General features: G+C 37.9%; 20 protein-coding genes and 1 other annotated feature. Of the genes, 17 read left to right on the top strand and 3 right to left on the bottom strand.

Annotated elements, in window-relative coordinates:
• Positions 1-493: 493 nt before the first annotated feature.
• The 8 genes from MLE14_RS19415 to MLE14_RS19380 all read left to right on the top strand — a co-directional run bounded on the left by MLE14_RS19415 (position 494) and on the right by MLE14_RS19380 (position 8,349).
• Entirely contained in the window at positions 494-1,273 is a 780-nt protein-coding gene (locus MLE14_RS19415; RefSeq protein ID WP_243300104.1) for a DUF2268 domain-containing protein, read from the top strand.
• A gap of 160 nt (positions 1,274-1,433) precedes the next feature.
• Positions 1,434-2,462: an ABC transporter ATP-binding protein gene (locus MLE14_RS19410; RefSeq protein ID WP_243300103.1), complete on the top strand. Its 1,029-nt coding sequence runs from the start codon at positions 1,434-1,436 to the stop codon at positions 2,460-2,462.
• The gene (locus tag MLE14_RS19405) at positions 2,459-3,454 is read left to right on the top strand and encodes an ABC transporter ATP-binding protein (protein WP_243300102.1); all 996 of its coding nucleotides are present in this window, start codon (positions 2,459-2,461) and stop codon (positions 3,452-3,454) included. The genes MLE14_RS19410 and MLE14_RS19405 overlap by 4 nt, the downstream gene beginning before the upstream one ends.
• 37 nt (positions 3,455-3,491) lie before the next feature.
• A complete protein-coding gene (gene opp4A, locus MLE14_RS19400; protein WP_243300101.1) occupies positions 3,492-5,228 on the top strand; it encodes an oligopeptide ABC transporter substrate-binding protein in 1,737 nt (578 codons plus the stop codon).
• Between the two features lie 49 nt (positions 5,229-5,277).
• Complete coding sequence (gene opp4B, locus MLE14_RS19395) at positions 5,278-6,243, top strand: oligopeptide ABC transporter permease (RefSeq protein ID WP_243300100.1); 966 nt, start codon at positions 5,278-5,280, stop codon at positions 6,241-6,243.
• Between the two features lie 11 nt (positions 6,244-6,254).
• Positions 6,255-7,163: an oligopeptide ABC transporter permease gene (gene opp4C, locus MLE14_RS19390; protein ID WP_243300099.1), complete on the top strand. Its 909-nt coding sequence runs from the start codon at positions 6,255-6,257 to the stop codon at positions 7,161-7,163.
• A gap of 135 nt (positions 7,164-7,298) precedes the next feature.
• Positions 7,299-7,514: a hypothetical protein gene (locus MLE14_RS19385; RefSeq protein WP_243300098.1), complete on the top strand. Its 216-nt coding sequence runs from the start codon at positions 7,299-7,301 to the stop codon at positions 7,512-7,514.
• Positions 7,515-7,602: 88 nt separating this feature from the next.
• Positions 7,603-8,349, top strand: a complete 747-nt coding sequence (locus MLE14_RS19380; RefSeq protein ID WP_243300097.1) for a YjbA family protein — start codon at positions 7,603-7,605, stop codon at positions 8,347-8,349.
• A gap of 62 nt (positions 8,350-8,411) precedes the next feature.
• Here the strand turns inward: MLE14_RS19380 and trpS are convergent, their stop codons facing one another.
• Together trpS and MLE14_RS19370 are read right to left on the bottom strand one after the other, a co-directional pair.
• Positions 8,412-9,401 (bottom strand): tryptophan--tRNA ligase, encoded by a 990-nt coding sequence (trpS, locus tag MLE14_RS19375; RefSeq protein WP_243300096.1) that lies wholly within the window; start codon positions 9,399-9,401, stop codon positions 8,412-8,414.
• Positions 9,402-9,832: 431 nt separating this feature from the next.
• Positions 9,833-10,052, bottom strand: a binding site (T-box leader).
• A 51-nt stretch (positions 10,053-10,103) separates the two neighbouring features.
• Positions 10,104-10,454 carry a DUF3899 domain-containing protein gene (locus MLE14_RS19370; RefSeq protein WP_243300095.1) on the bottom strand — a complete coding sequence of 117 codons (351 nt, stop codon included), beginning with the start codon at positions 10,452-10,454 and terminating at the stop codon, positions 10,104-10,106.
• A gap of 267 nt (positions 10,455-10,721) precedes the next feature.
• Between MLE14_RS19370 and MLE14_RS19365 the strand changes: the two genes are divergently transcribed.
• The 6 genes from MLE14_RS19365 (at position 10,722) to MLE14_RS19340 (ending at position 18,535) form a co-directional block, all read left to right on the top strand.
• On the top strand, positions 10,722-12,386 hold the full coding sequence (locus tag MLE14_RS19365) for a peptide ABC transporter substrate-binding protein (RefSeq protein ID WP_243300094.1): 1,665 nt from the start codon (positions 10,722-10,724) through the stop codon (positions 12,384-12,386).
• 116 nt (positions 12,387-12,502) lie between these two features.
• A complete protein-coding gene (gene opp3b, locus MLE14_RS19360; RefSeq protein ID WP_243300093.1) occupies positions 12,503-13,432 on the top strand; it encodes an oligopeptide ABC transporter permease in 930 nt (309 codons plus the stop codon).
• On the top strand, positions 13,432-14,457 hold the full coding sequence (gene opp3C / locus MLE14_RS19355; RefSeq protein ID WP_243300092.1) for an oligopeptide ABC transporter permease: 1,026 nt from the start codon (positions 13,432-13,434) through the stop codon (positions 14,455-14,457). The genes opp3b and opp3C overlap by 1 nt, the downstream gene beginning before the upstream one ends.
• Before the next feature lie 17 nt (positions 14,458-14,474).
• Positions 14,475-15,542: an ABC transporter ATP-binding protein gene (locus MLE14_RS19350; protein WP_243300091.1), complete on the top strand. Its 1,068-nt coding sequence runs from the start codon at positions 14,475-14,477 to the stop codon at positions 15,540-15,542.
• The gene (locus MLE14_RS19345; protein ID WP_243300090.1) at positions 15,539-16,477 is read left to right on the top strand and encodes an ABC transporter ATP-binding protein; all 939 of its coding nucleotides are present in this window, start codon (positions 15,539-15,541) and stop codon (positions 16,475-16,477) included. The genes MLE14_RS19350 and MLE14_RS19345 overlap by 4 nt, the downstream gene beginning before the upstream one ends.
• A gap of 834 nt (positions 16,478-17,311) precedes the next feature.
• Positions 17,312-18,535 carry a putative glycoside hydrolase gene (locus tag MLE14_RS19340; protein WP_279326889.1) on the top strand — a complete coding sequence of 408 codons (1,224 nt, stop codon included), beginning with the start codon at positions 17,312-17,314 and terminating at the stop codon, positions 18,533-18,535.
• 120 nt (positions 18,536-18,655) lie between these two features.
• Here the strand turns inward: MLE14_RS19340 and MLE14_RS19335 are convergent, their stop codons facing one another.
• The gene (locus MLE14_RS19335) at positions 18,656-18,844 is read right to left on the bottom strand and encodes a hypothetical protein (RefSeq protein ID WP_243300089.1); all 189 of its coding nucleotides are present in this window, start codon (positions 18,842-18,844) and stop codon (positions 18,656-18,658) included.
• Positions 18,845-18,983: 139 nt separating this feature from the next.
• Here MLE14_RS19335 and MLE14_RS19330 point away from each other — a divergent pair, with 139 nt between their 5' ends.
• The 3 genes from MLE14_RS19330 (at position 18,984) to mecA (ending at position 21,274) form a co-directional block, all read left to right on the top strand.
• On the top strand, positions 18,984-19,559 hold the full coding sequence (locus tag MLE14_RS19330) for a GNAT family N-acetyltransferase (protein WP_243300088.1): 576 nt from the start codon (positions 18,984-18,986) through the stop codon (positions 19,557-19,559).
• A 305-nt stretch (positions 19,560-19,864) separates the two neighbouring features.
• Positions 19,865-20,266, top strand: coding sequence for a transcriptional regulator SpxA (gene spxA / locus MLE14_RS19325; RefSeq protein ID WP_243300087.1), 402 nt, complete (start codon positions 19,865-19,867; stop codon positions 20,264-20,266).
• 345 nt (positions 20,267-20,611) lie between these two features.
• A complete protein-coding gene (gene mecA, locus MLE14_RS19320; RefSeq protein ID WP_243300086.1) occupies positions 20,612-21,274 on the top strand; it encodes an adaptor protein MecA in 663 nt (220 codons plus the stop codon).
• Positions 21,275-21,435 lie beyond the last annotated feature (161 nt).

Genomic DNA, 21,435 nt, shown 5'->3' with positions numbered 1-21,435 from the left:
GGTCTCTTTCAATATTATTGTTTCTCGTCATCATAATCCATCACCTCTAGATATCTCATTATAAATATTGTAAATCAAAAAAGACTGTAGGCAAACTCGATATTATCGAGTTTGTCTACAGTCTGAACAGGCGGTAATCGCCTGTTTTTTTATTGTTTTAATTTCTGAACTTGGTTAGTATTCGGTTAATGTGATTAGTAAACTCAGTAAGAAGAGAAATTGGGATTCGTTATTTGCAGTATAACGGAACCGAAGATGCTAACGGACATACGATCAGTTATTTGCAAAAAAAACAGCAGAAAATTTACCCAAATAACTGAGCCAGTGTCCTATAATTTTTGGAAAGAGCATGTTTTAACTTTAATAACGGAACCATTGTCCGCAAAACCTCGACGACACGCTTTGTACTCATATATTCAATAAACCCGCGCCTGAACCGCATTCCTCTAAATGAACATATACTATAACACTAAAAACAGAGAGAGGGAGTAAAATGGCGGTTATTCAGACAGATGAGTGGTTTGAAATAAAGAATGTAACCTACAAAGATATAATGGATAAATTGCCATATAAATCACATGCAATCTCTAAAAATGAGCTAAAAAATATATTATTGTCACATGGATTGCATCCAAATTTTAATAGTGCAAAAAATCTTATAAAAATATTGCAAAAGAAAGACATTTGGCGTTTAATAAAATTCTATTATCAAAAATATAAGAGAATTTGGGAAGGTCCGAACATTCCAATATATATCTTGCCGATTAATACTAATAATCGGTCATTAATGAAAGACAGCAATGGGAAATCGGGAGTTGCGTTTCCAGAAGCTCTTTATTTATTTTTGTCAGATCAGCCTTCCAAAAAAGAAATAGAGGCTCTTTTTGTCCATGAGTATCATCATATTTGCCGCTTTCATGCGATTAGGGATAAAGTCCCGTATTTAACATTGCTAGATTCTTTAGTAATGGAAGGGCTCGCTGAGCATGCCGTTTTGGATTATTGCGGGGAAAATTACATTGCACAATGGAATCGAATGTATTCAGAGAAGCAATTAAGAACATGGTGGGAGCGTTGGTTTTATCCGAATCTTTCGACAAGAAAAGAAAAAAAATTACATGATTTGCTATTATACGGTAGAAAAATGTTTCCAACAATGGTAGGATATTCAGTAGGCTTTTTTTTAATTTCAGAATTCAGAAAAGAAGAAAACTTTTCTACAAAAGCTTTTATTGGGGAACCAGCTGAAACATTCCTGTTACATTTGGAATAAGCCTTGTCCGCATATATCTATTCTTCTTTAAATCTGAAATATTCTAAAAATAGGAAAAAGTTATACTTGAAAAAAGTATTGCAAATGTAATAAAACTGTAATACTATGAAAGTCAAGTAAACCAATTGACTGAATAATTCAAAAAGTAAGAGGTGTACCTATGAGCGGTAAAACATTAACTCAATCTGAAGCACCTTTGCTTGAGGTTAAGAACTTAGAGACAGCATTTCGCATTGATGGGGAGTATTACAACGCAGTAGACAACGTGTCATTTAGTGTGAAACCTGGTCAAATTGTCGGAATAGTAGGTGAATCAGGCTGCGGAAAAAGTGTGATGTCACTTTCAATAATGAAACTTTTGCCAAAAGAAAATGGGAAAATTGTTGGTGGCGAAATCAAATTTGCCGGAATTAATTTAGAGAATATGACCGACAAAGAGATTAATAAGATTCGCGGAAAAGACATAGCCATGATTTTCCAAGAACCAATGACAGCGTTAAATCCGGTATTTTCGATTGGCTATCAAATTGAAGAAGTTCTTCACAATCATATGAAAATATCAAAAAAGGAAGCGCGCGCGAAAGCCATTTCACTATTAAAAAGCGTCGGAATCTCCCGTCCAGAGAAAATAGTGGATGAATATCCTCACCAGCTCTCAGGGGGGATGCGTCAGCGTGTTATGATCGCAATTGCGATTGCCTGCCAGCCGAAACTATTAATTGCTGACGAGCCTACGACAGCATTGGATGTTACCGTACAAGCCCAAATCCTTGAACTTCTTAAAGAAATTCAGGCAGTAAACGATATGTCTATTATCATGATTACTCATGATTTAGGCGTAGTTGCCGAGATTTGTGACGAAGTTATAGTTATGTATGCCGGTAATGTAGTAGAAAAGACCGATGTCGACACCCTCTTCCATGATCCAAAACACCCATATACAGAACTGTTGATGGGTGCAATTCCAAAGCTGGATGAAGATGTTGAAAAGTTAGCTACCATTCAAGGAATAGTCCCTTCATTAAAAAACATGCCGCGTGTTGGCTGTAAGTTTGCCCACCGTTGTCCAAAAGCTATGCCTGAGTGTTCGCTAATGACTCCACAACTTGCTGAAACAAATGCAGGACATGAGGTTGCTTGTCTATTGTATGAAGCAAGCAGGCCAAAAGAAGGGATGAACGCGTCATGAGCATCGTAGAAAAAGATTTGCAAAAGAATGAGAATCTATTAGAAGTTAAAAACTTAAAAACGTATTATCCGATAAAAGGCGGGTTCTTTAGAAGAACGATTGCTACAGTAAAAGCTGTTGATGATGTTTCGTTTGAAATTAAAAAAGGGGAAACCCTTGGTCTTGTTGGTGAATCCGGCTGCGGGAAATCTACTGCCGGCCGTACTATACTGCGCTTGCTTAAGCCGACTGGCGGTAAAATTATTTTCGATGGCGAAGATATTACAAATCTATCCGGCAGTAAGCTGCGCGAAGCAAGAAAGAATTTCCAAATGGTATTCCAAGACCCTTACGCTTCTTTAAATCCCACACAAATGGTTGGGAATATCATTGCTGAGCCTATATTAAATTATTCCAAACCCTCAAAAGAGGAACTGAAAAAAGAAGTGATGGAGCTTCTTGAAAAAGTAGGTCTTCCTGAAGACGCTTACTACAAATACCCTCACGAATTTTCTGGAGGACAGCGTCAGCGGATTGGAATTGCAAGAGCACTAGCATTAAAACCAAAGCTAATTATTGCAGATGAACCTGTATCAGCTCTTGACGTTTCTGTTCAATCACAGGTTTTAAACTTGTTAAAGGAATTACAGCACGATTTTGATTTAACTTATCTGTTTATTGCCCACGATCTAAGTGTCGTTAAACACATGAGTGATCGAATCGGGGTAATGTACCTAGGAAATATGGTGGAAATTGCAGACAAAGATAGCCTGTACGCTGAACCTCTTCATCCGTACACTCAAGCCTTAATTTCAGCCATTCCAGAACCGGATCCGCGCAAGAAGAAGGAAAGAATTATCCTTCAAGGGGATGTACCGAATCCGACGAACCCTCCTACAGGATGTCCGTTCCATACGAGATGTCCAATGGCTAAAGAGGAGTGTTCTAAGATTAAACCAACCTTGAAGGAGGTGAAGCCAGGGCATAAGGTAGCTTGTATCTTATATGATTAATAACTTGATTTTTAACATTTACTATGGGGGGAAAACAATGAAACTTAAAAAATCATTTCTATTGATGGTTTTAATGCTAGTTCTTGCTATGTTTCTAGCTGCTTGTAGCGGCGGTGACGAAGCTGGGACTGACACAAACCAGCAAGATGATGGAGACGATCAAGCACAAAATGAAGGTCCGGTTAAAGGCGGAACTCTTACTTATGCTATGGAAGGTGAATTCGAAGGTCTTCTAGATTTCGCATTCTATGGCATTGCTTCTGATGCTGAAATCTTAGCATTCGTAAACGAAGGAATGTATTCTTACGATGAAAATCTTAAGCCAATTCCTTGGTTAGCTGAATGGACAACTGAAGATAATCAAACATTTACTTTCACTCTAGTTCAAGATGATATTAAATGGCATAATGGCGAAACTTTAACGATGCATGACTGGGTATTTGCGTTAGAAACAATCGCACATCCAGATTATACTGGTCCTCGTTATGTAAACGTACAAGATATTCAAGGTGCAGCTGAGTTCCACGAAGGTAAAGCTGACTCTATTTCCGGTTTACAAGTTTCAGAAGATGGTCAATCATTAACTGTTACTTTCACTGAACCTAGACTAAATAACCTTACAAATCTATGGCCATATCCAATGTCTCAAAAAGCATTTGAAGGCATTGCTGTAGCTGATATGCAGGAATCTGATCCTGTACGTAAAACTCCAGTAGGGGTTGGACCATTCAAAGTAACAAATGTACTTCCTGGTGAATCTGTTGAAATGGAAGCACATGCTGATTATTGGAGAGGTGCTCCAAACCTTGACAAAGTAGTTGTAAAAGTAATTGATGGTGCATTAACAGTAGGTGAATTAGAAACTGGAAATGTTCATATGACAGCATTCCACCCTTCTATTCTTCCTCAAGTTCAGGAATTACAAAATGTTGAAATTGTAGAAGTTCCAGGTCTATCTTATTACTACATCGGATTTAAGTTAGGAAAATGGGATGGCGAGAAAAACGTCATGGATCCAAACAGCAAGTATGCAAGTAAAGAGCTAAGACAAGCGTTGCTTTATGCAATTGACCGTCAAGCTTGGGTAGATGCATTCTTCAGCGGATTAGGAAGCCCAGTTAATACTCCTAGCCCATCTGCACACTGGATTACAGCAACACAAGATGAATTACCAATTAACTACACTTATGACCCTGAAAAAGCAAAAGAATTGCTTGATCAAGCTGGTTATAAAGATGTTGATGGCGATGGATTCCGAGAAGATCCAAATGGAGACAAATTTGTTGTAAACTTTGGTCACTATGATACAGGTAACCCAACATATGAAGCTCGTGCACAAGCGATTGTTCAATATTGGGAAGAAGTTGGAATTGATGGAGAACTTGTCATGACTGAAGTTAACCTTTACTACGATATGATTGAAAAAGATGATCCAGCTATCGAAGCATTCTACGCTGGTTGGGGAACTGGAGCTGATCCAGATCCGCGTCCGCTATGGGGTATCGACGCACTTTGGAACTACCCTCGTTATGTAAACGAAGAAGCTGATCAAATTTTATTAGATGCTCTTAACATTGAACTTGTTGGTGATGATGAAGAGGCGCGTCGTGACCTTTATGTACAATGGCAAGGTATCATGAACGAAGAACTTCCTGTTCTTCCAATCATGGAGCTTAGAGATGCATGGGCTGTTAGCAAAAACCTTAAAGGTGTAACTTTTGGGGTTAACGGTCTTAACCCTGCGAACGAATGGTGGCTAGAGGCTGGGGAGTAATCCCTCCTCTCCCCCATCGCTTTTTAACGATGGATAAGGAGAATGCATAATGATTAAGTACACACTTCGAAGAATACTAGGAATGATTCCGATGCTTTTCCTTATCTCCATTGTAGTGTTTACCCTGGCTAAATTAATGCCAGGGGACTCACTCAGTGGGGAAATAGATCCAACGAATACGGATCCCGAATACATTGAAATGATGAGGGAGAAGCTTGGATACAACGATCCGTTACCACAGCAATACTTAAACTGGATTACCAATATTCTACAGGGTGATTTTGGGAAATCGACACGTTATAAAATTCCTGCCGATGAATTAATCCTGGAAAGATTGCCTAATACAATATTTTTAGGAATATCCTCTATTGTCATTACCTACATTATGGCATTTGCGATGGGTATGTATGCAGGCCGCAAGCCATATACAATAGGAGATCATTTAATCGCTGGATATAACTATCTGGGTTTTGCAATTCCTTCTTTCGTTGCAGCTGTTTTTTCAATTTACATTTTTGCATTTGGGTTAGGATGGTTTCCTTCCAATGGATCCGTAGATATACAGTTGGACAAAGGTACATTCGAGTACTTCCTTAGCAGGGTACACCATGTTATACTGCCAGCCCTATGTTTAGGAATGCTTAGTACCGCATCCTATACTCAGTTTTTACGGAATGATATTATCGAGAATAGCAGAAAAGACTTTGTTCGTACAGCACGCGCAAAAGGAACAGCAGAATCAAAGATTTACAATGTGCATATTCTGCGCAACTCGATTATACCGCTCGTTACGTTCTTAGGGTTTGACCTTGTTTCTATTGTAAGTGGTGCAATCATTACAGAAACAATCTTTACTTACCCTGGAATTGGACAATTGTTCTTAAACTCAGTAACGAACCGTGACTATAACGTATTAATGGTATTAACATTAATGTTCTCATTTCTGGTTCTAGTAGGAAACTTAGTTGCCGATTTATTATATGGAATTGTTGATCCGCGGATTCGGTTGGATTAGGAGGATGGCAGATGGAAACGAAATTAGAAAAGTCAACTATCACCAATGTTAAACCGCCAAAAAGCATGTCTCCATGGGCCATTGCTCGACGTAAGTTTTTACGGAACAAACTTGCGATGATCAGTATTTGCTTTTTGCTATTTGTGTCTATCATTTCCTTTTTAGCACCATATATTACAACCCAGGATATTACCAAAGTAAATATTAGTGCGATGTCATTAGAACCATCTGGTGAGCATTGGCTGGGTACTGATAAAAATGGCCGTGATGTCTTTACCCGGTTGTTATATGGTGGTAGAATATCACTCCTTGTGGGGATGGCTTGTACGATCATAGTCATTACATTCGGAACTATTGTTGGAGCTATTGCTGGATACTTTGGCGGGGCTGTAGATGGTTTGCTTATGAGATTTACAGACTTTGTCCTTAACTTCCCATTCATGGTATTTGTTATCGTTTTGAATACCATTTTATTTGGAATTGTTAGCGGTGTCTGGGTATTAATCATGGTAATCGGATTTTTATCATGGGGTGGAATAGCACGGATTGTTCGGAGTAAAATATTAGCAGAACGGGAAAACGAATATATTTTAGCAGCAGTATCTATTGGATGTTCACCTTCAAAGGTTATCATCAAGCACTTATTGCCAAACGTTCTATCGACAATCATTGTTCAAGCAACGATAACGTTTGCTGGGATGATTGTGGCTGAGGCTGGTTTAAGTTATTTGGGCTTCGGTGTACCGTCCCAAGTTCCAAGCTGGGGCAATATGCTTTCGTTTGCAAATGAACCGGACGTTTTAAGGGATAAACCTTGGATGTGGGCGCCACCTGCATTAATTATTGTTTGTACAACCCTCTCGATCAACTTTATCGGAGAAGGTATAAAAGATGCATTGAATCCTAAATCTGCTCGTTAAAATCTATCATACGGTGTATGGTAGATTTTTTTTGTTTTTCCGGAAGTAATCCAGCATTCTTCTAAAATGAGCTTGTACTATTAAAAGACGTGTCAACATAGATATGGTGTAAAGGTAATTAAAAGGATGAGTGTATTGAGCTATCGAATCTTTATGCTGTTCACTGGTTTTGGTCTAAGTGTTGTTGGGGGAATTAGTACCATTGCTTATTTAAACCTATTAACAACAGGTTTTGAGTTCAGAGATTATCTTTACTATATTAGTACACATATTGAATGTCTTTTATTGCCGCTCGGCATGATGCTCATCTGGTTTAGTTTATATTTTCCAGGTGTTGGGAAAGAGGATTAAAAACACATTTTCTGATGGTTAGAGAGGAATAATTTTACTTCATCCTGCCCATACTGAAAGCAAAACAAAGGTTTTAAGGGGTGCAAGTATGTTATATCTCCATGACGTTTGGGTGAATTGGTTTGAAGGTGAAGAAAATGGATATAATGTTTGCCATTTTCATGAGTGGAGAAAAGACGATAGTATTGAGTTATTAGATCAGGTTCCATTGATCAAAGTAACTCCGGAAGTTTTTTTCTATATTGAAAATGATTTAGCTGAGCTTCCCAACCAGCTATTAGAAGAGGTGTATCAAAAGGCATATCTACGGAAAAATCACGAACGAATTCAAGTTGATTATTGCTTTATTGTAACAGATGGTTTGGGAATTTTAGCAGTTGATACAATCGGATACAAAATACCTGTACGCAAAAGCAGACTGATCCCTCGTCAGGAGCAATTAGTTTATGACATGGTGGAGAACCAAGAACCCATTCACTATGAGATTCCTGAAAGCTTTTTACATAAAGAATACCACATCTTATCTCCATCACCATCTTATATGAATGGCTTAACGAGAAAAGAAAGACAGCTGAAGCAGCTGCTTTTGATGGCAATGGATCAGCTTAACAGTACCAAAAATGCGGCTGAAGTAAGATACTGGCTGACAGAGTGGTCGCCTGAGGATTATATGACAATTCAACACTTAAGCTTTGAAGAGGCATGGGATCGGTTATATAACGAAGTCAAACATGGATGGACGGACAAGCATAAAATTTTATGTGAACATATGATAAAGGGACAGCCATTTTTTGAAAAACTATGGGAAATCGAAAATGGATCAAAGGTCAACTGACAAAACATGGCCGACTGCATGGTGTTTTCACCAGCAGTCGGCTTTTCATTTAAATAAGCTGATTATTTCCGCTTTCTGCCCAGACCCATCGCATTTTCCATCTTTTTCACCATTTTACTGGCAATTTGATTAGCGCGATCTCTGCCCTGATCCAAAATCTCGTCAAGTTTGTCTGAGTTGATTAATTCATGATATTTAGTTTGTATCGGTGATAATGCTTCAATAACCACTTGTGCTAACTCTTCTTTAAATTCTCCATAACCTTTTCCTTCATATTTTTGAACAATTTCAGGAATCGGTATTCCAGAGAAGATAGAGTAAATCGAGAGAAGGTTTGAAATACCAGGTTTATTCTCTTTATCATATTGAACAATACCTTCAGAATCGGTTACAGCACTTTTAATTTTCTTTTCAATTTGCTTTGGCTCATCCAGCATTGAGATAAAAGCCTTTTGGTTTGGATCGGATTTACTCATCTTTTTCGCAGGGTCTTGTAATGACATGATTCTAGCTCCAACTTCTGTTATTCTTGGTTCTGGAATCGTGAAAATGTCATTGTATTTTTTATTAAATCTTTCTGCCACATCTCTTGTTAATTCAAGATGTTGCTTTTGGTCCTCGCCGACAGGCACAATATCTGTATTGTATAAAAGGATATCACCTGCCATTAATGGAGGGTAAGTCAGCAAGCCGGCTACGACGGCTTCTTTTCCTTGTGACTTATCTTTAAATTGTGTCATGCGTTCTAGTTCACCAATGTACGTAACACATTGCAGCATCCACCCTGCCTGAGCATGGGCAGGCACTTCAGATTGGATAAAAATTGTTGCTTTCTCGGGATCAATCCCAACAGCAATATACATTGCTGCAAGGCTTCGAATATTTTTTCTAAGCTGAATTCGATCTTGAGGAACTGTGATCGCATGTTGATCAACAATACAGAAAAAACATTCATAATCATTTTGTAACTCCACAAATTGTTTCATTGCACCGATATAGTTTCCGATTGTAATCGTTCCACTCGGCTGAATTCCAGAGAATATTCGTTTCATTACTTTCACCTCATCAGTTTCATAATTATAAGTCAGCTTTCGCACTAAGTGAGTTGGTTTTAATTTTTGACTGGATTGAGCTTCATTCGTGCGATTGTTTGTGCGGTATAGAGGAACGTATGTCCATTTGGCAGGATAATGTAATGGAACAAGTACCGGAGTGCAAACGGACTCTGGTTCCGCTATTTGTGGCAAAACTGGCATTTTTTAAAGGTTATCGGTCTCTGGTTCCGCTATTTGGCCCAAATCGAGTAATTTTTGTATGATTTTCGGCAAATAGCGGATTATAAATCCGCTCTGGTCCACAAAACAGTAGTTATTAGTGAAATAGCGGAACGTTAATCCGCTAAGAAAAGCAGCTGATCTCCCGCCGATTTCACTCTGGGAAAGTTGAGTTATAACACTAAAAAAACCATTCATCCCTAAAAAAATGAAGGGACGAATGGTTTAATCTCCGCGGTACCACCCTAATTGCCAATTGGCCACTTGAATGCTCGATAACGAGAGCAAAACGCTGATTCATACTGCGAATAAACGGTTCCTAATCAGACTCAAAAGCCCATTCCTATCAGACGGCTGTTTGTTTCCACCAACCACAAACTCTCTAAAAAAGTCACATCCAATAGTACTATTCTTTCTCATCGATCTAGCTATAGATTTATTTTTCTTCTATTATATTGGCAATTCCTTAGCGAATCAATACTATAGCACAAAAAACAAGCAAATGATGGATAAACCAATCAGAACAGCTCCAGTTTTGATCAGACCATCAGCTGAAAAATTTAATAAGGCAGAAAACGAACGATATCCCTCCTCATCGCCCTCCATTTGCCTTCTAAAAAAGACATGTCGAATTCCATTGGTAATTACATCAAAAAAGCCATTTTTGGAAACCATAACAAACAGTCCTGCCATCAAAAAAATGGTTCCTATGTAGAAATTACCATTTACGAAAATGTTTAATCCTACCGCGCTTTCAAAAAAAATGGAGTAAATAAGAATTGTAATCTGAAAGACAAGAACCGTTATTCCTATTCTTTTCCATTTATTCATTCTTTTGCACCTTCTATTTTAGAATAATATTACATTATTGTAACAAAATTTATGTTTCGCCGAAAATGATATTATAACGTAACTTACAAATAATTAAAACAAATTTAACTTATATTAAAATAATGATTGAGTTTTTTGAATATATATTTTATCATGATAAATGTCGAATAAAGTCGTATTTTCTCGATGGCTTAGATTGCCTTATGTAAATCATTTACATATAAAGGGCCATTTTTAATCCAATTTATTTTTCAGGGAGGTTATTTGATGAAAAAGTCAAAATTTTATTCATTTTTAGCCATTGCTTTGGCGTTAAGCGTTTTTCTTGCAGGCTGTTATGGCGGTGGCGACCAAGGAGCAAATGAAGGCGGAGGAGAAGGGGCTGAAGCCGAACAAGTTCTCCGTATCACTGAGTCTGCAGAAATTCCAACAATGGACAGTGTTTTAGCAACTGATGAAGTTGGATTTAACGTAATGAACCAAGTATTTGAAGGGTTAATGCGACTAAATCAGGATAATGAACCTGAACCCGCTGTTGCAGAAGACTATGAGGTAAATGAAGAAGAAACAGTTTACACGTTTACTCTTCGTGAAGACGCAAAATGGTCCAATGGTGATCCAGTAACTGCCCAGGATTTTGTTTTTGCATGGAGAAAAGCAGTAGATCCGCAGACTGGTTCTGAATATGGACCATATATGATGAATGGAGTTATAAAAAATGCGACTCAAGTTTCGACAGGTGAATTACCTCCAGAAGAATTAGGTGTTCAAGCACAAGATGAACGTACTTTAGTAGTTACTTTAGAGAGACCAGTTCCATACTTTATCTCCTTAATGACTTTCCCGACTTTTTATCCTCAGAATGAGGCATTTGTTAAAGAGCAAGGGGATCAATACGCTTTAAATAGTGACAATCTTATTTATAATGGACCATTTGTATTATCCAATTGGAATGGTACCGGTCAATCATGGGACTTTGAAAAGAATGACCAATATTGGGATAAAGATGCTGTGAAGCTTGACCGTATTAGTGTAACAGTTGCAAAGGATTCTCAATCACGTGTTAACTACTATGAAGCAGGAGATACCGATATCTCTGGAGAGTTATCTTCTGACTATGTAACGAAATATAAAGAAGATCCAAACTTTGTATCCTATTTAGAGCCAACCATTTTCTGGATTAAAATGAATCAGGAACGTGAAGCTCTAAAAAATGAAAATATTAGAAGAGCGATTGCCCTTTCTATTAATAAAGATGACTTAGCAAATGATATTTTGAAAAATGGTTCAATTGGAGCCAACTTTGCTGTACCACAAGACTTCGTGACACATCCTGAATCTGGGGAAGACTTTAGAGAAGCTAATGGAAATATGCTCGAATATAACACAGAAGAAGCGAAGAAATATTGGGAACAAGGATTGGCTGAGCTTGGAGTTTCTGAATTAACGCTTGATATTCTTGGCGGAGATACAGACAACGCTAAGCGAATGGATGAATGGTTAAAGAACCAGCTAGAAAAGAATCTTCCAGGGTTAACGATTACTCTAACTGAGGTTCCGTTTAGCGTTCGTCTCCAACGTGATACAAATCTTGACTATGATCTTCAAGTTGCAGGATGGGGACCAGACTACCAGGATCCAATGACATTCTCTGACCTTTGGGTAACGGGCAGCGGAAATAATAATATGGCCTACTCAAATCCTGAGTATGACCGTCTAGTCAATGATGCGAAGACGACACTTGCGAACAAACCGGTTGAACGCTTCGAAGCTTTACAAGAAGCTGAAAGGATCTTACTTGAAGAAGATGCAGCGATTGCACCTCTTTATCAGGAAGGTAAATCCGTACTGGTTCAAGATTACGTGAAAGGTCTTGTCGTTCATCCATTTGGTCCAACTTACAGCTATAAATGGGTATCTATTGAAAAATAAAATTTAGTCATACTCTTTGCATAGGACAGAAGAGAGTATATGGAAATATACTCTCTCTTTCCTGTTTTTTAACCTAGACGAAACAAGTAATAAATGAAGGAGATGGAGGTGTCAAAATGGCAAAGTACGTAACTAAACGAATCATCTATATGTTAATCACGCTATGGATTGTCGCTACGTTCACTTTCTTCTTAATGAAGCTTCTCCCAGGTACGCCATTTTCCGCCCAAGACAAACTGTCGGAAGAACAATTAGCCATATTAGAGCAAAGATATAATTTGGATAAACCTGTTCCCGTTCAATATGTGAGTTATTTAGGAAGTCTGTTAAAAGGCGATATGGGAATATCGTTTCAATTTGATAATCGTGAAGTGACTGATTTAATTATGGATCGTGTCGGTCCTTCCGTAACACTTGGTGTTCAAGCGATAGTGTTTGGAACAATATTTGGGGTGTTACTGGGAATATTCTCTGCTTTATATCAAAATAGTTGGATTGATTATGGGAGTACATTCATTGCCGTTTTAGGAAAATCAATTCCATCGTTTGTATTTGCAGCCCTGCTTCAATATTTTGTGGCTGTTAAGATGGGATGGCTGCCTGTTGGGACATGGAAAGGATTCTCCTATAGTATATTGCCAACTATTTCATTAGCTATGTTTCCGATTGCCACAGCAGCCCGTTTTATGAGAACTGAGTTAATTGAAGTACTTGGTTCTGATTATATCCAGCTTGCTCGGGCTAAAGGTGCTAGCTCCTTTGAAATTACAGTCAAACACGCATTAAGAAATGCATTAATACCTCTAATTACTGTACTTGGTCCTCTTGCTGTTAGTTTAATGACCGGTTCCCTTGTAATTGAAAATATTTTCTCTATACCGGGAATTGGCGACCAGTTTGTTACAGCCATTTTGGTAAATGATTATCCGATTATTATGGGAACTACCATTCTATTTGCAGCTCTATTTGTTTTTATCATTTTTGTAGTCGATGTTCTTTATGGAATTATTGATCCAAGAATTCGTTTAGCGGGAGGGAAGTCATAATGAAACTGAATGAAGAACAACTCCCGAAATCATTGTTCGAGCCTGTTGAAGTCAATCAAAATGAACGTGAAGTCATTGCAAAACCAAGTTTAACCTTTATGCAGGATGCATGGAGACGCTTGAAAAAGAATAAAGGCGCTGTAGTTAGCCTATTTCTCCTTTTGTTTTTTATTGTAATGGCATTTGTCGGCCCATATTTGAACGAATACTCGTTAGAAGATCAGGATACTAATCGTGCAAATCTTCCTCCTAAAATTCCAGTCCTCGAAAATATTGAGTGGCTTCCATTTGATGGAAAAGTTGAGAGATATGGAGAAGACGTAGATTTATATGCGGAACAAGGTATTGAAGAATATTTTTGGTTTGGTACGGATTCATTAGGCCGTGACATTTTTACGCGAGTTTGGGAAGGAACGAAGATTTCCCTTTATATCGCTTTTTTGGCCGCTTTTATTGACATGGTGATCGGGGTTGCCTATGGCGGTATCTCTGCCTATTACGGCGGTAAAGTCGATCAGGTCATGCAGCGGATTATTGAGGTATTAGTCGGAATCCCGCTCTTAATTGTAGTGGTATTAATGATCTTAATCATGAAACCGGGCATTCTCTCCATTACGATTGCCCTGACAATAACAGGATGGACGGGAATGGCCAGAGTTGTCCGCGGTCAAGTGTTGAAATTAAAGAATCAGGAATATGTACTCGCATCGAAAACACTTGGAGCAAGCAACAAACGAATTATTTCGAAACATTTGCTTCCTAATCTCGCGGGGGTCATCATTATTAATACGATGTTTACAATCCCTAATGCGATCTTTTTTGAAGCATTCTTAAGTTTTATCGGACTAGGGCTGCAATCGCCTTATGCATCACTCGGAACATTAATTGAGGATGGGTACCAAGCTATGCAAATTTTCCCGCATGTTTTAATTTTCCCGGCAGTCATTTTGAGCGTCATTATGATTTGTTTTAATCTCCTCGCTGATGGTTTACGTGATGCGTTCGATCCAAAAATGCGTGATTAAAAGGTAGGTGAAACAGGATGGAAAATATTTTGGAAGTAAAAGATTTACACATTTCCTTCCATACCTTTGGAGGAGAAGTAAAAGCAATCCGCGGTGTGAATTTTGAGCTTAAAAAAGGGGAAACGCTCGCAATTGTTGGTGAATCGGGTTCTGGTAAGTCGGTGACAACTAAATCCATTATGAAGCTGCTGCCGCCGTCTAATTCAGAAATTAAGCATGGACAAATTCTTTTTGATGGTACTGATTTAGTTCAGCTTTCTGACAAAAAGATGCAAAAAATCAGAGGGAAAGATATTTCCATGATTTTTCAGGATCCTATGACCTCCTTAAATCCCACAATGACGGTGGGCAAACAAATTATGGAGCCATTGTTAAAACACCAGAACTTAAGTAAGTCAGAAGCAAAAAAACGTGTAGTAGAACTTTTAAAACTGGTTGGTATTCCGAATCCAGAACTTCGGTTCAAACAATACCCGCACCAATTTTCAGGCGGGATGAGACAGCGTGTTGTTATTGCAATCGCCCTTGCCTGCAATCCAAAAATATTAATTGCAGACGAACCCACAACAGCGTTGGACGTAACCATTCAGGCGCAAATTTTAGAATTAATGAAGACTCTGCAAAAAAAGATCGACACATCCATTATTTTTATTACCCACGATTTAGGGGTGGTTGCGAATGTAGCCGATCGGGTAGCTGTTATGTATGGAGGCAGAATTGTAGAAATTGGAAATGTGGATGAGATTTTTTATAATCCTCAGCATCCATATACATGGGGACTTTTAAGCTCAATGCCAAGCTTGGATACGAGTGATGAGGAACTGTATGCGATTCCGGGAACACCCCCAGATTTATTAAATCCTCCAAAAGGGGATGCATTTGCGCCAAGAAACGAGTATGCCTTAAAAATTGATCTGGAAAAGGAGCCGCCTCTCTTTAAGGTTTCGGAAACTCATTATGCGGCAACATGGCTTCTGCATCCGAATGCGCCTAAAGTAGAACCGCCACCAGGTATTAAAGAGAGACAGGCTAAATTTGAAAAAATGAAGCAAGCATCCCTGGCAAAAGGGGGAGAAACACGATGAATCAACAAGAGAAGCTTTTAGAAATTAAAAATTTAAAGCAATATTTTAACAAAGGTACCGCAAGTGAAGTACGTGCTGTTGATGGAATATCATTCGATATTTACCGCGGTGAAACACTTGGACTAGTAGGGGAGTCTGGCTGCGGAAAATCGACGACAGGACGGACCATTATTCGGCTTTATGAAGCTACTGATGGTGAAGTGCTATTTAATGGGCAAAACGTTCATGGAAAGAAAAGCAAGAAGCAATTAAAAGAATTTAACCGAAAAATGCAAATGATCTTTCAGGACCCATACGCCTCTCTTAATCCTAGAATGAAAGTCGCAGATATCATTGCTGAAGGAATTGACATTCATGGGTTAGCAAGCAATGCAAAAGAACGGAGAGAAAAAGTAGAGGAACTTCTTGAAACAGTCGGGTTAAATAAAGAACATGCCAACCGATATCCGCATGAATTTTCAGGCGGGCAAAGACAGAGAATTGGAATTGCCAGAGCTTTGGCTGTTCAGCCAGAATTTATTATTGCAGATGAGCCTATCTCTGCATTAGACGTTTCAATCCAGGCCCAGGTTGTAAACCTTATGAAAAAACTCCAAAAAGAAAAAGGATTAACCTATTTATTCATCGCTCATGACTTATCAATGGTTAAGTACATTAGTGACCGAATTGGAGTTATGTATTTTGGAAAATTAGTAGAACTGGCTCCTGCAGATGAGCTGTATAAAAATCCTATACACCCATATACCCAAGCATTACTTTCTGCGATTCCGCTTCCAGATCCGGAAACAGAAAGAACAAGAGTAAGGAAACACTATGATCCTTCTAATCATCAGTATAAAGAAGGAGAAGTAGTCGAAATGAGAGAAATTACACCAGGGCATTTTGTCTATTGTTCTGAAAAGGAATATGAACAATATCGTACTAATAATCAATGATACGGTCTCTTTTTGAGATCGTTTTTTTTTAGGTTCTTTTTTAATGGAGGTTGAATTCGGTTAAAAAGAGCTGAGTTCGTTTAAAAGGCTTCTAAGTTCGTTAAAAGGAATTTTAGTTCGTTTATAAGGCGTTTGAGTTCGGATAAACAGTTCTAAGTTTGGTAAAAGGAATGCTGAGTTCGGTTAAATAAGTGTTGAGTACTGTTAAATCTTTCTTAGTTCTGTGAAAGAAATCTGAGTTCTGTTAAAAAGGTCAAGATTTCAGCTAACACCCAATTTAGTTCCGAAAATCGAGTGACGAGTTCGGGCTTGAGTTCTCAAGGGTACTATTTCCGGCAAAGCGTGTACGGAGTGCGGAATAGGCGGGTGCAGAGTCCGAAAAAACGTGTGCAGATCCCGAAATAACTGGTACTGAGTCCGGCAAAGCGTGTGCGGAGTCCGAAAAAGCAGTGTTAGTACGGAAAAACGTGTGCAGATCCCGAAATAACGGGTACTGAGTCCGGAAAAGCTGGTGCTAACTCCACAATAATGGGTTCAAAGACCTCTTGCTAGAGTCCCGAAAATTGTAGTCAAAATTTCAAAAAACAAGTGCCGAACTTAAAAAATCAGTACCAACTCCATCATCTCCAGATAGTCCTATAGGCAATTCTATATTTTATTTTCAATCATATTTTGGTAATAACAGATGCTGCTAAAAAATAATGAAAAAGTGCTATCAATTTCCACTCGCAACCTGGCAAATACTTGATAAAATAGAAGAACAGACAAAAACTTTCTTCTTTCTACATAATTAGACAAAATCAGGGAGAAAAGGCACGAGAGGGGTTAATTGGATTGGGTTGGAAAAGATTTTTTACATCAGGATTACTCTGTGTATCATTGTTTCAAATTAACCAGGCTGGGGTTGTGCTTGCAGAAGGGGAAAATCAGGAAAAGGAGATTTCACTTCATCAGACCCGAGACTTTTCGTATGAAAATAAGGTGTTGCCTGAAACCGTAGCCAGATTTGTATTTGACTCTGGTCTTGTCTTTGAATATCCTGATGCAGTCAGAGGCATTTACGTGACGGGTCATTCTGCAGGCGGCAGCCGTTTTGAAGAATTAACAAAATTAATAGAAACAACTGATTTAAATGCGATGGTAATCGATATTAAAGATGATTTTGGAAATCTTACATACGAACCAGGTCCAGATAGTCCGTATGCTAATATTGGTCAGCCATATATTAAGGACCCTCGCAAAATGCTAGAAGTATTACAAGAAAAAAAGATTTATCCGATTGCAAGAATCGTGGTATTTAAAGATTCTGAGCTTGCCAAAATGAAACCTGAATGGTCATTTAAAAAAGATGACCAAATCTGGTACAACGGCAGAGGCGAAGCATTTGTGAATCCTTTTATAAAAGAAGTTTGGGACTACAATGTTGGGATTGCGATTGAAGCAGCAAAACTTGGCTTTAAAGAGATTCAATTTGACTACGTGCGTTTTCCGGAAGGGTTTGAGACTCGTGATGATATTCTTCAGTACAGCATGGGAGAATACCAGAATGTAAACAAGGATAATGTTGAAAAACGGGTAGAGGCAGTAACCAATTTCGTAGCCTATGCTAAAGAAAAGCTTGAGCCATATGGGGTTGATGTTTCCGTTGATATTTTTGGTTATACGGCCACCATTCCTGCTGCACCTGGCATTGGACAAAACTTTACAAGAATATCTGAACATGTTGATGTGATTTCATCCATGATTTATCCAAGTCACTGGACTTCTTATTTTGGAATTGCGAAACCCGATCTTGAACCATACCGGCTTGTTACAGAGTATATAAAAGCCGAAAAAGAAAAATTATCTCAGCTTGAAAGCCCTCCGATTTCAAGACCTTGGATTCAAGATTTTACAGCCAGTTATTTAGGTCCGGGCAATTATCAGGTGTATGGGGTTGAAGAGGTTGAAGCACAAATTCGTGCTTTAAATGAAAATGGCATAACAGAATTCTTGCTTTGGGATGCAGGTAACAGCTATACCGAAGGGGTCGATTATACCCCTTTAAATAAACAGTAATTATAAGTAAAAGGGCTAAACCTCTATAAAGAAATTGGAGGGTTGACCCTTTTTTACTTATAAAAAACAAATATTGCGTTTAATCAGAAAGTGATAGGGTAATGGTAACTGAATGAGGAACTAAGAGGATTTATTACCTCCCACTTTTCTCCAGCCTTTCTGGGTTTTAGCCGTCTGATCAATATATTTATTTTTATTTTTTCCGCCGAAAACCAATTCTCCAAAACCATTTGATATGATGCCAAGAAAGGCGGTTAACCCTATTATAAGCACGGAGACAAACGCAAAATCTATAAGGAATTTACTCAACCCTGATTCCCCCATTCTATTTAAAATAGATCTATTTAGAATATTCTGTCCTCTTATTCTATCTTATGTGGGAAAGTATGAAAAGCATTCCTCTAACAAATACTTCCGCTAACAGGAAAAAATGAAAGGAGATTATCTGATGCATTGGTACGAAAAACTGAATCAGTATTTTCCGATTGAAGAAATGAAGTCAAAAGAACACATGGAAACATTGCTGCAGGAAAGAGGAGATATTTATCATAAGGACGAAGGGCCGCACCATGTAATGATGTACGCTGAATTTTCTAACTTTGTTTTTATAGATTATTTATTTGTATCGAAGGAATCGAGAGGGCAAGGGCTAGGCCATAAGCTAATTGAAAAACTCAAGGCTAAGGGTAAACCAATTATATTAGAAGTAGAGCCTGTTGACTATGAAGATACAGATACGGAAAAACGGCTAAGATTTTATAAGCGGGAAGGATTCCAGCATGCTCAGTCAATCGGTTATGAAAGAAGATCACTTGCTACGAAAGAAATTAATCCAATGGAAATTTTATACTGGGCTCCGCATCATGAGTCTGAAAAAGAAATTTTCGAAGCTATGAAAAAAACATATGAGTCAATCCATACGTATAAGGATGAAGAGTTTTATGGAGAATCCTATCAGCCAGTTGACGAAGTATTGGAATACAATCAGTCGAAAAAGGACGATGATCTGCTAGAAAATATTTAATTGAGAATGAAGCGGTGAAATTGAAAAAGCAAAAATGATTTTTTTGTTTTTTTATGGAATCATGAAACTTTTCTATTGATTCAAACGTATAAAAAGTAGGAAGGTTTTATTATCGGGAAAAGTGGGTAAGTCTTATGAGAGTGCATTTTTATCTTTTTTTCTCAAAAAGACTACGCAAAACCTTAAATTTTGTGTATAATAATTGATAGTGATTCCTACTTTAAATTAATTTTAAAGTAAAAATGATGATTATTGACCTTCCGTATTTCAAACAAATGAATTACGGTAAAAGGAGTGCTGATTAAATGGTAACACTTTATACGTCACCAAGCTGCACATCATGCCGAAAAGCAAGATTATGGTTAGAAGAGAATCACATCCCGTTTATAGAAAGAAATATTATCTCTGATCCGCTTTCGATTAACGAGATCAAAGAAATATTAAGAATGACTGAAGACGGCACTGATGAAATTGTATCAACACGTTCTAAAACGTTTCAAAATTTACATGTAGATTTAGACACATTGCCGCTGCCGGAACTCCTGCAGCTAATCCATGACAATCCAGGGTTATTAAGAAGACCGATTATTATGGATGAAAAACGTCTTCAGGTAGGATATAATGAAGATGAGATACGGCGTTTTCTTCCGAGAAAAGTTCGCACATATCATCTAAAAGAAGCACAAAAACTTGTAAACGGATTTTAGTCTTGCTTTACATGTGCAAAATTAATGCCTTCATGAACATTTGATGTCATGAAGGCATTTTCTATAAAATATTTTATAAGGAAAAGGATTTTTTCCCTGAACGCAAGAATATATAAGGAAACGGATGAACTATGCTTGATTCTTAGAAAAGGTTCCATATTTCTTTGGACATTACATCGCCCAATTTTTAAATGGGAAGTGTTTTTTATTCCCTTCTTGCAGGATTTATCATAAAATATAAGTACAAGGCTAAACTAGTCTTTACTTACCCTATTTTGGGCAAACTAAGTAACAAGCCGGGGGTTTAAATCCCTTCCAACCCATTCATAGAAGGGAGAGATCAGAATGGAAATAGAACGTATTAACGAGAACACCGTAAAATTCTATATTTCTTATGGGGATATAGAAGAAAGAGGCTTTGACAGAGAAGAGATTTGGTACAACAGAGAACGAAGTGAAGAACTTTTCTGGGAAATGATGGATGAAGTTCACCAGGAAGAGGAATTTATGGTCGAAGGACCGCTTTGGATCCAGGTTCAAGCTCTTGAAAAAGGTTTGGAAGTTCTCGTTACAAAAGCACAGCTTTCGAAAGATGGGCAAAAGTTTGAGCTCCCACTCCCAGAAAGTAAATTAAAGGATCTCCCTGTTGATGAACGAATTGAGGATTTATTAGACCAACACTTCCATGGTAAAAGCTCATCGATGTATGATGATGTGGAGGAAGTCCTTGAGTTTGTAGTGGAGTTTGATGACTTTGAAAATGTTATTCAATTATCCAAACATCCAGCTGTCAAGCATCTTCCATCCAATCTTTATGCCTTTGAGGGACGTTACTATTTATATGTAGAATTCCCAGAAGATGAGTACGAGGAAGATGAAATAGATAATTTCTTAAGCATTCTTCTTGAGTTTGGAATAGAAACGAATGTGACGATTCATCGGATTGAGGAGTATGGCAAACTGATTTTAAGTGATAATGCTCTCGAAGCCTTAACAGAATATTTTTAAAAAGTCGATTTCTGCTGAAATCGGCTTTTTTTTCAGGCTCTATAATATTTGTTGGGGTTTGAACACAACTTTTTATTCATAAAAAAACACGTAGACATCCAATTCTTTTATACTTGAATTGTCTAGAAACAAGACAAAAGAAATGGAGTTACGTGTATATG

Source organism: Bacillus litorisediminis (assembly GCF_022808645.1).
Lineage (GTDB): Bacteria > Bacillota > Bacilli > Bacillales > JC228 > Bacillus_BF > Bacillus_BF litorisediminis.
This window is presented reverse-complemented; position numbering and strand designations above follow the sequence as displayed.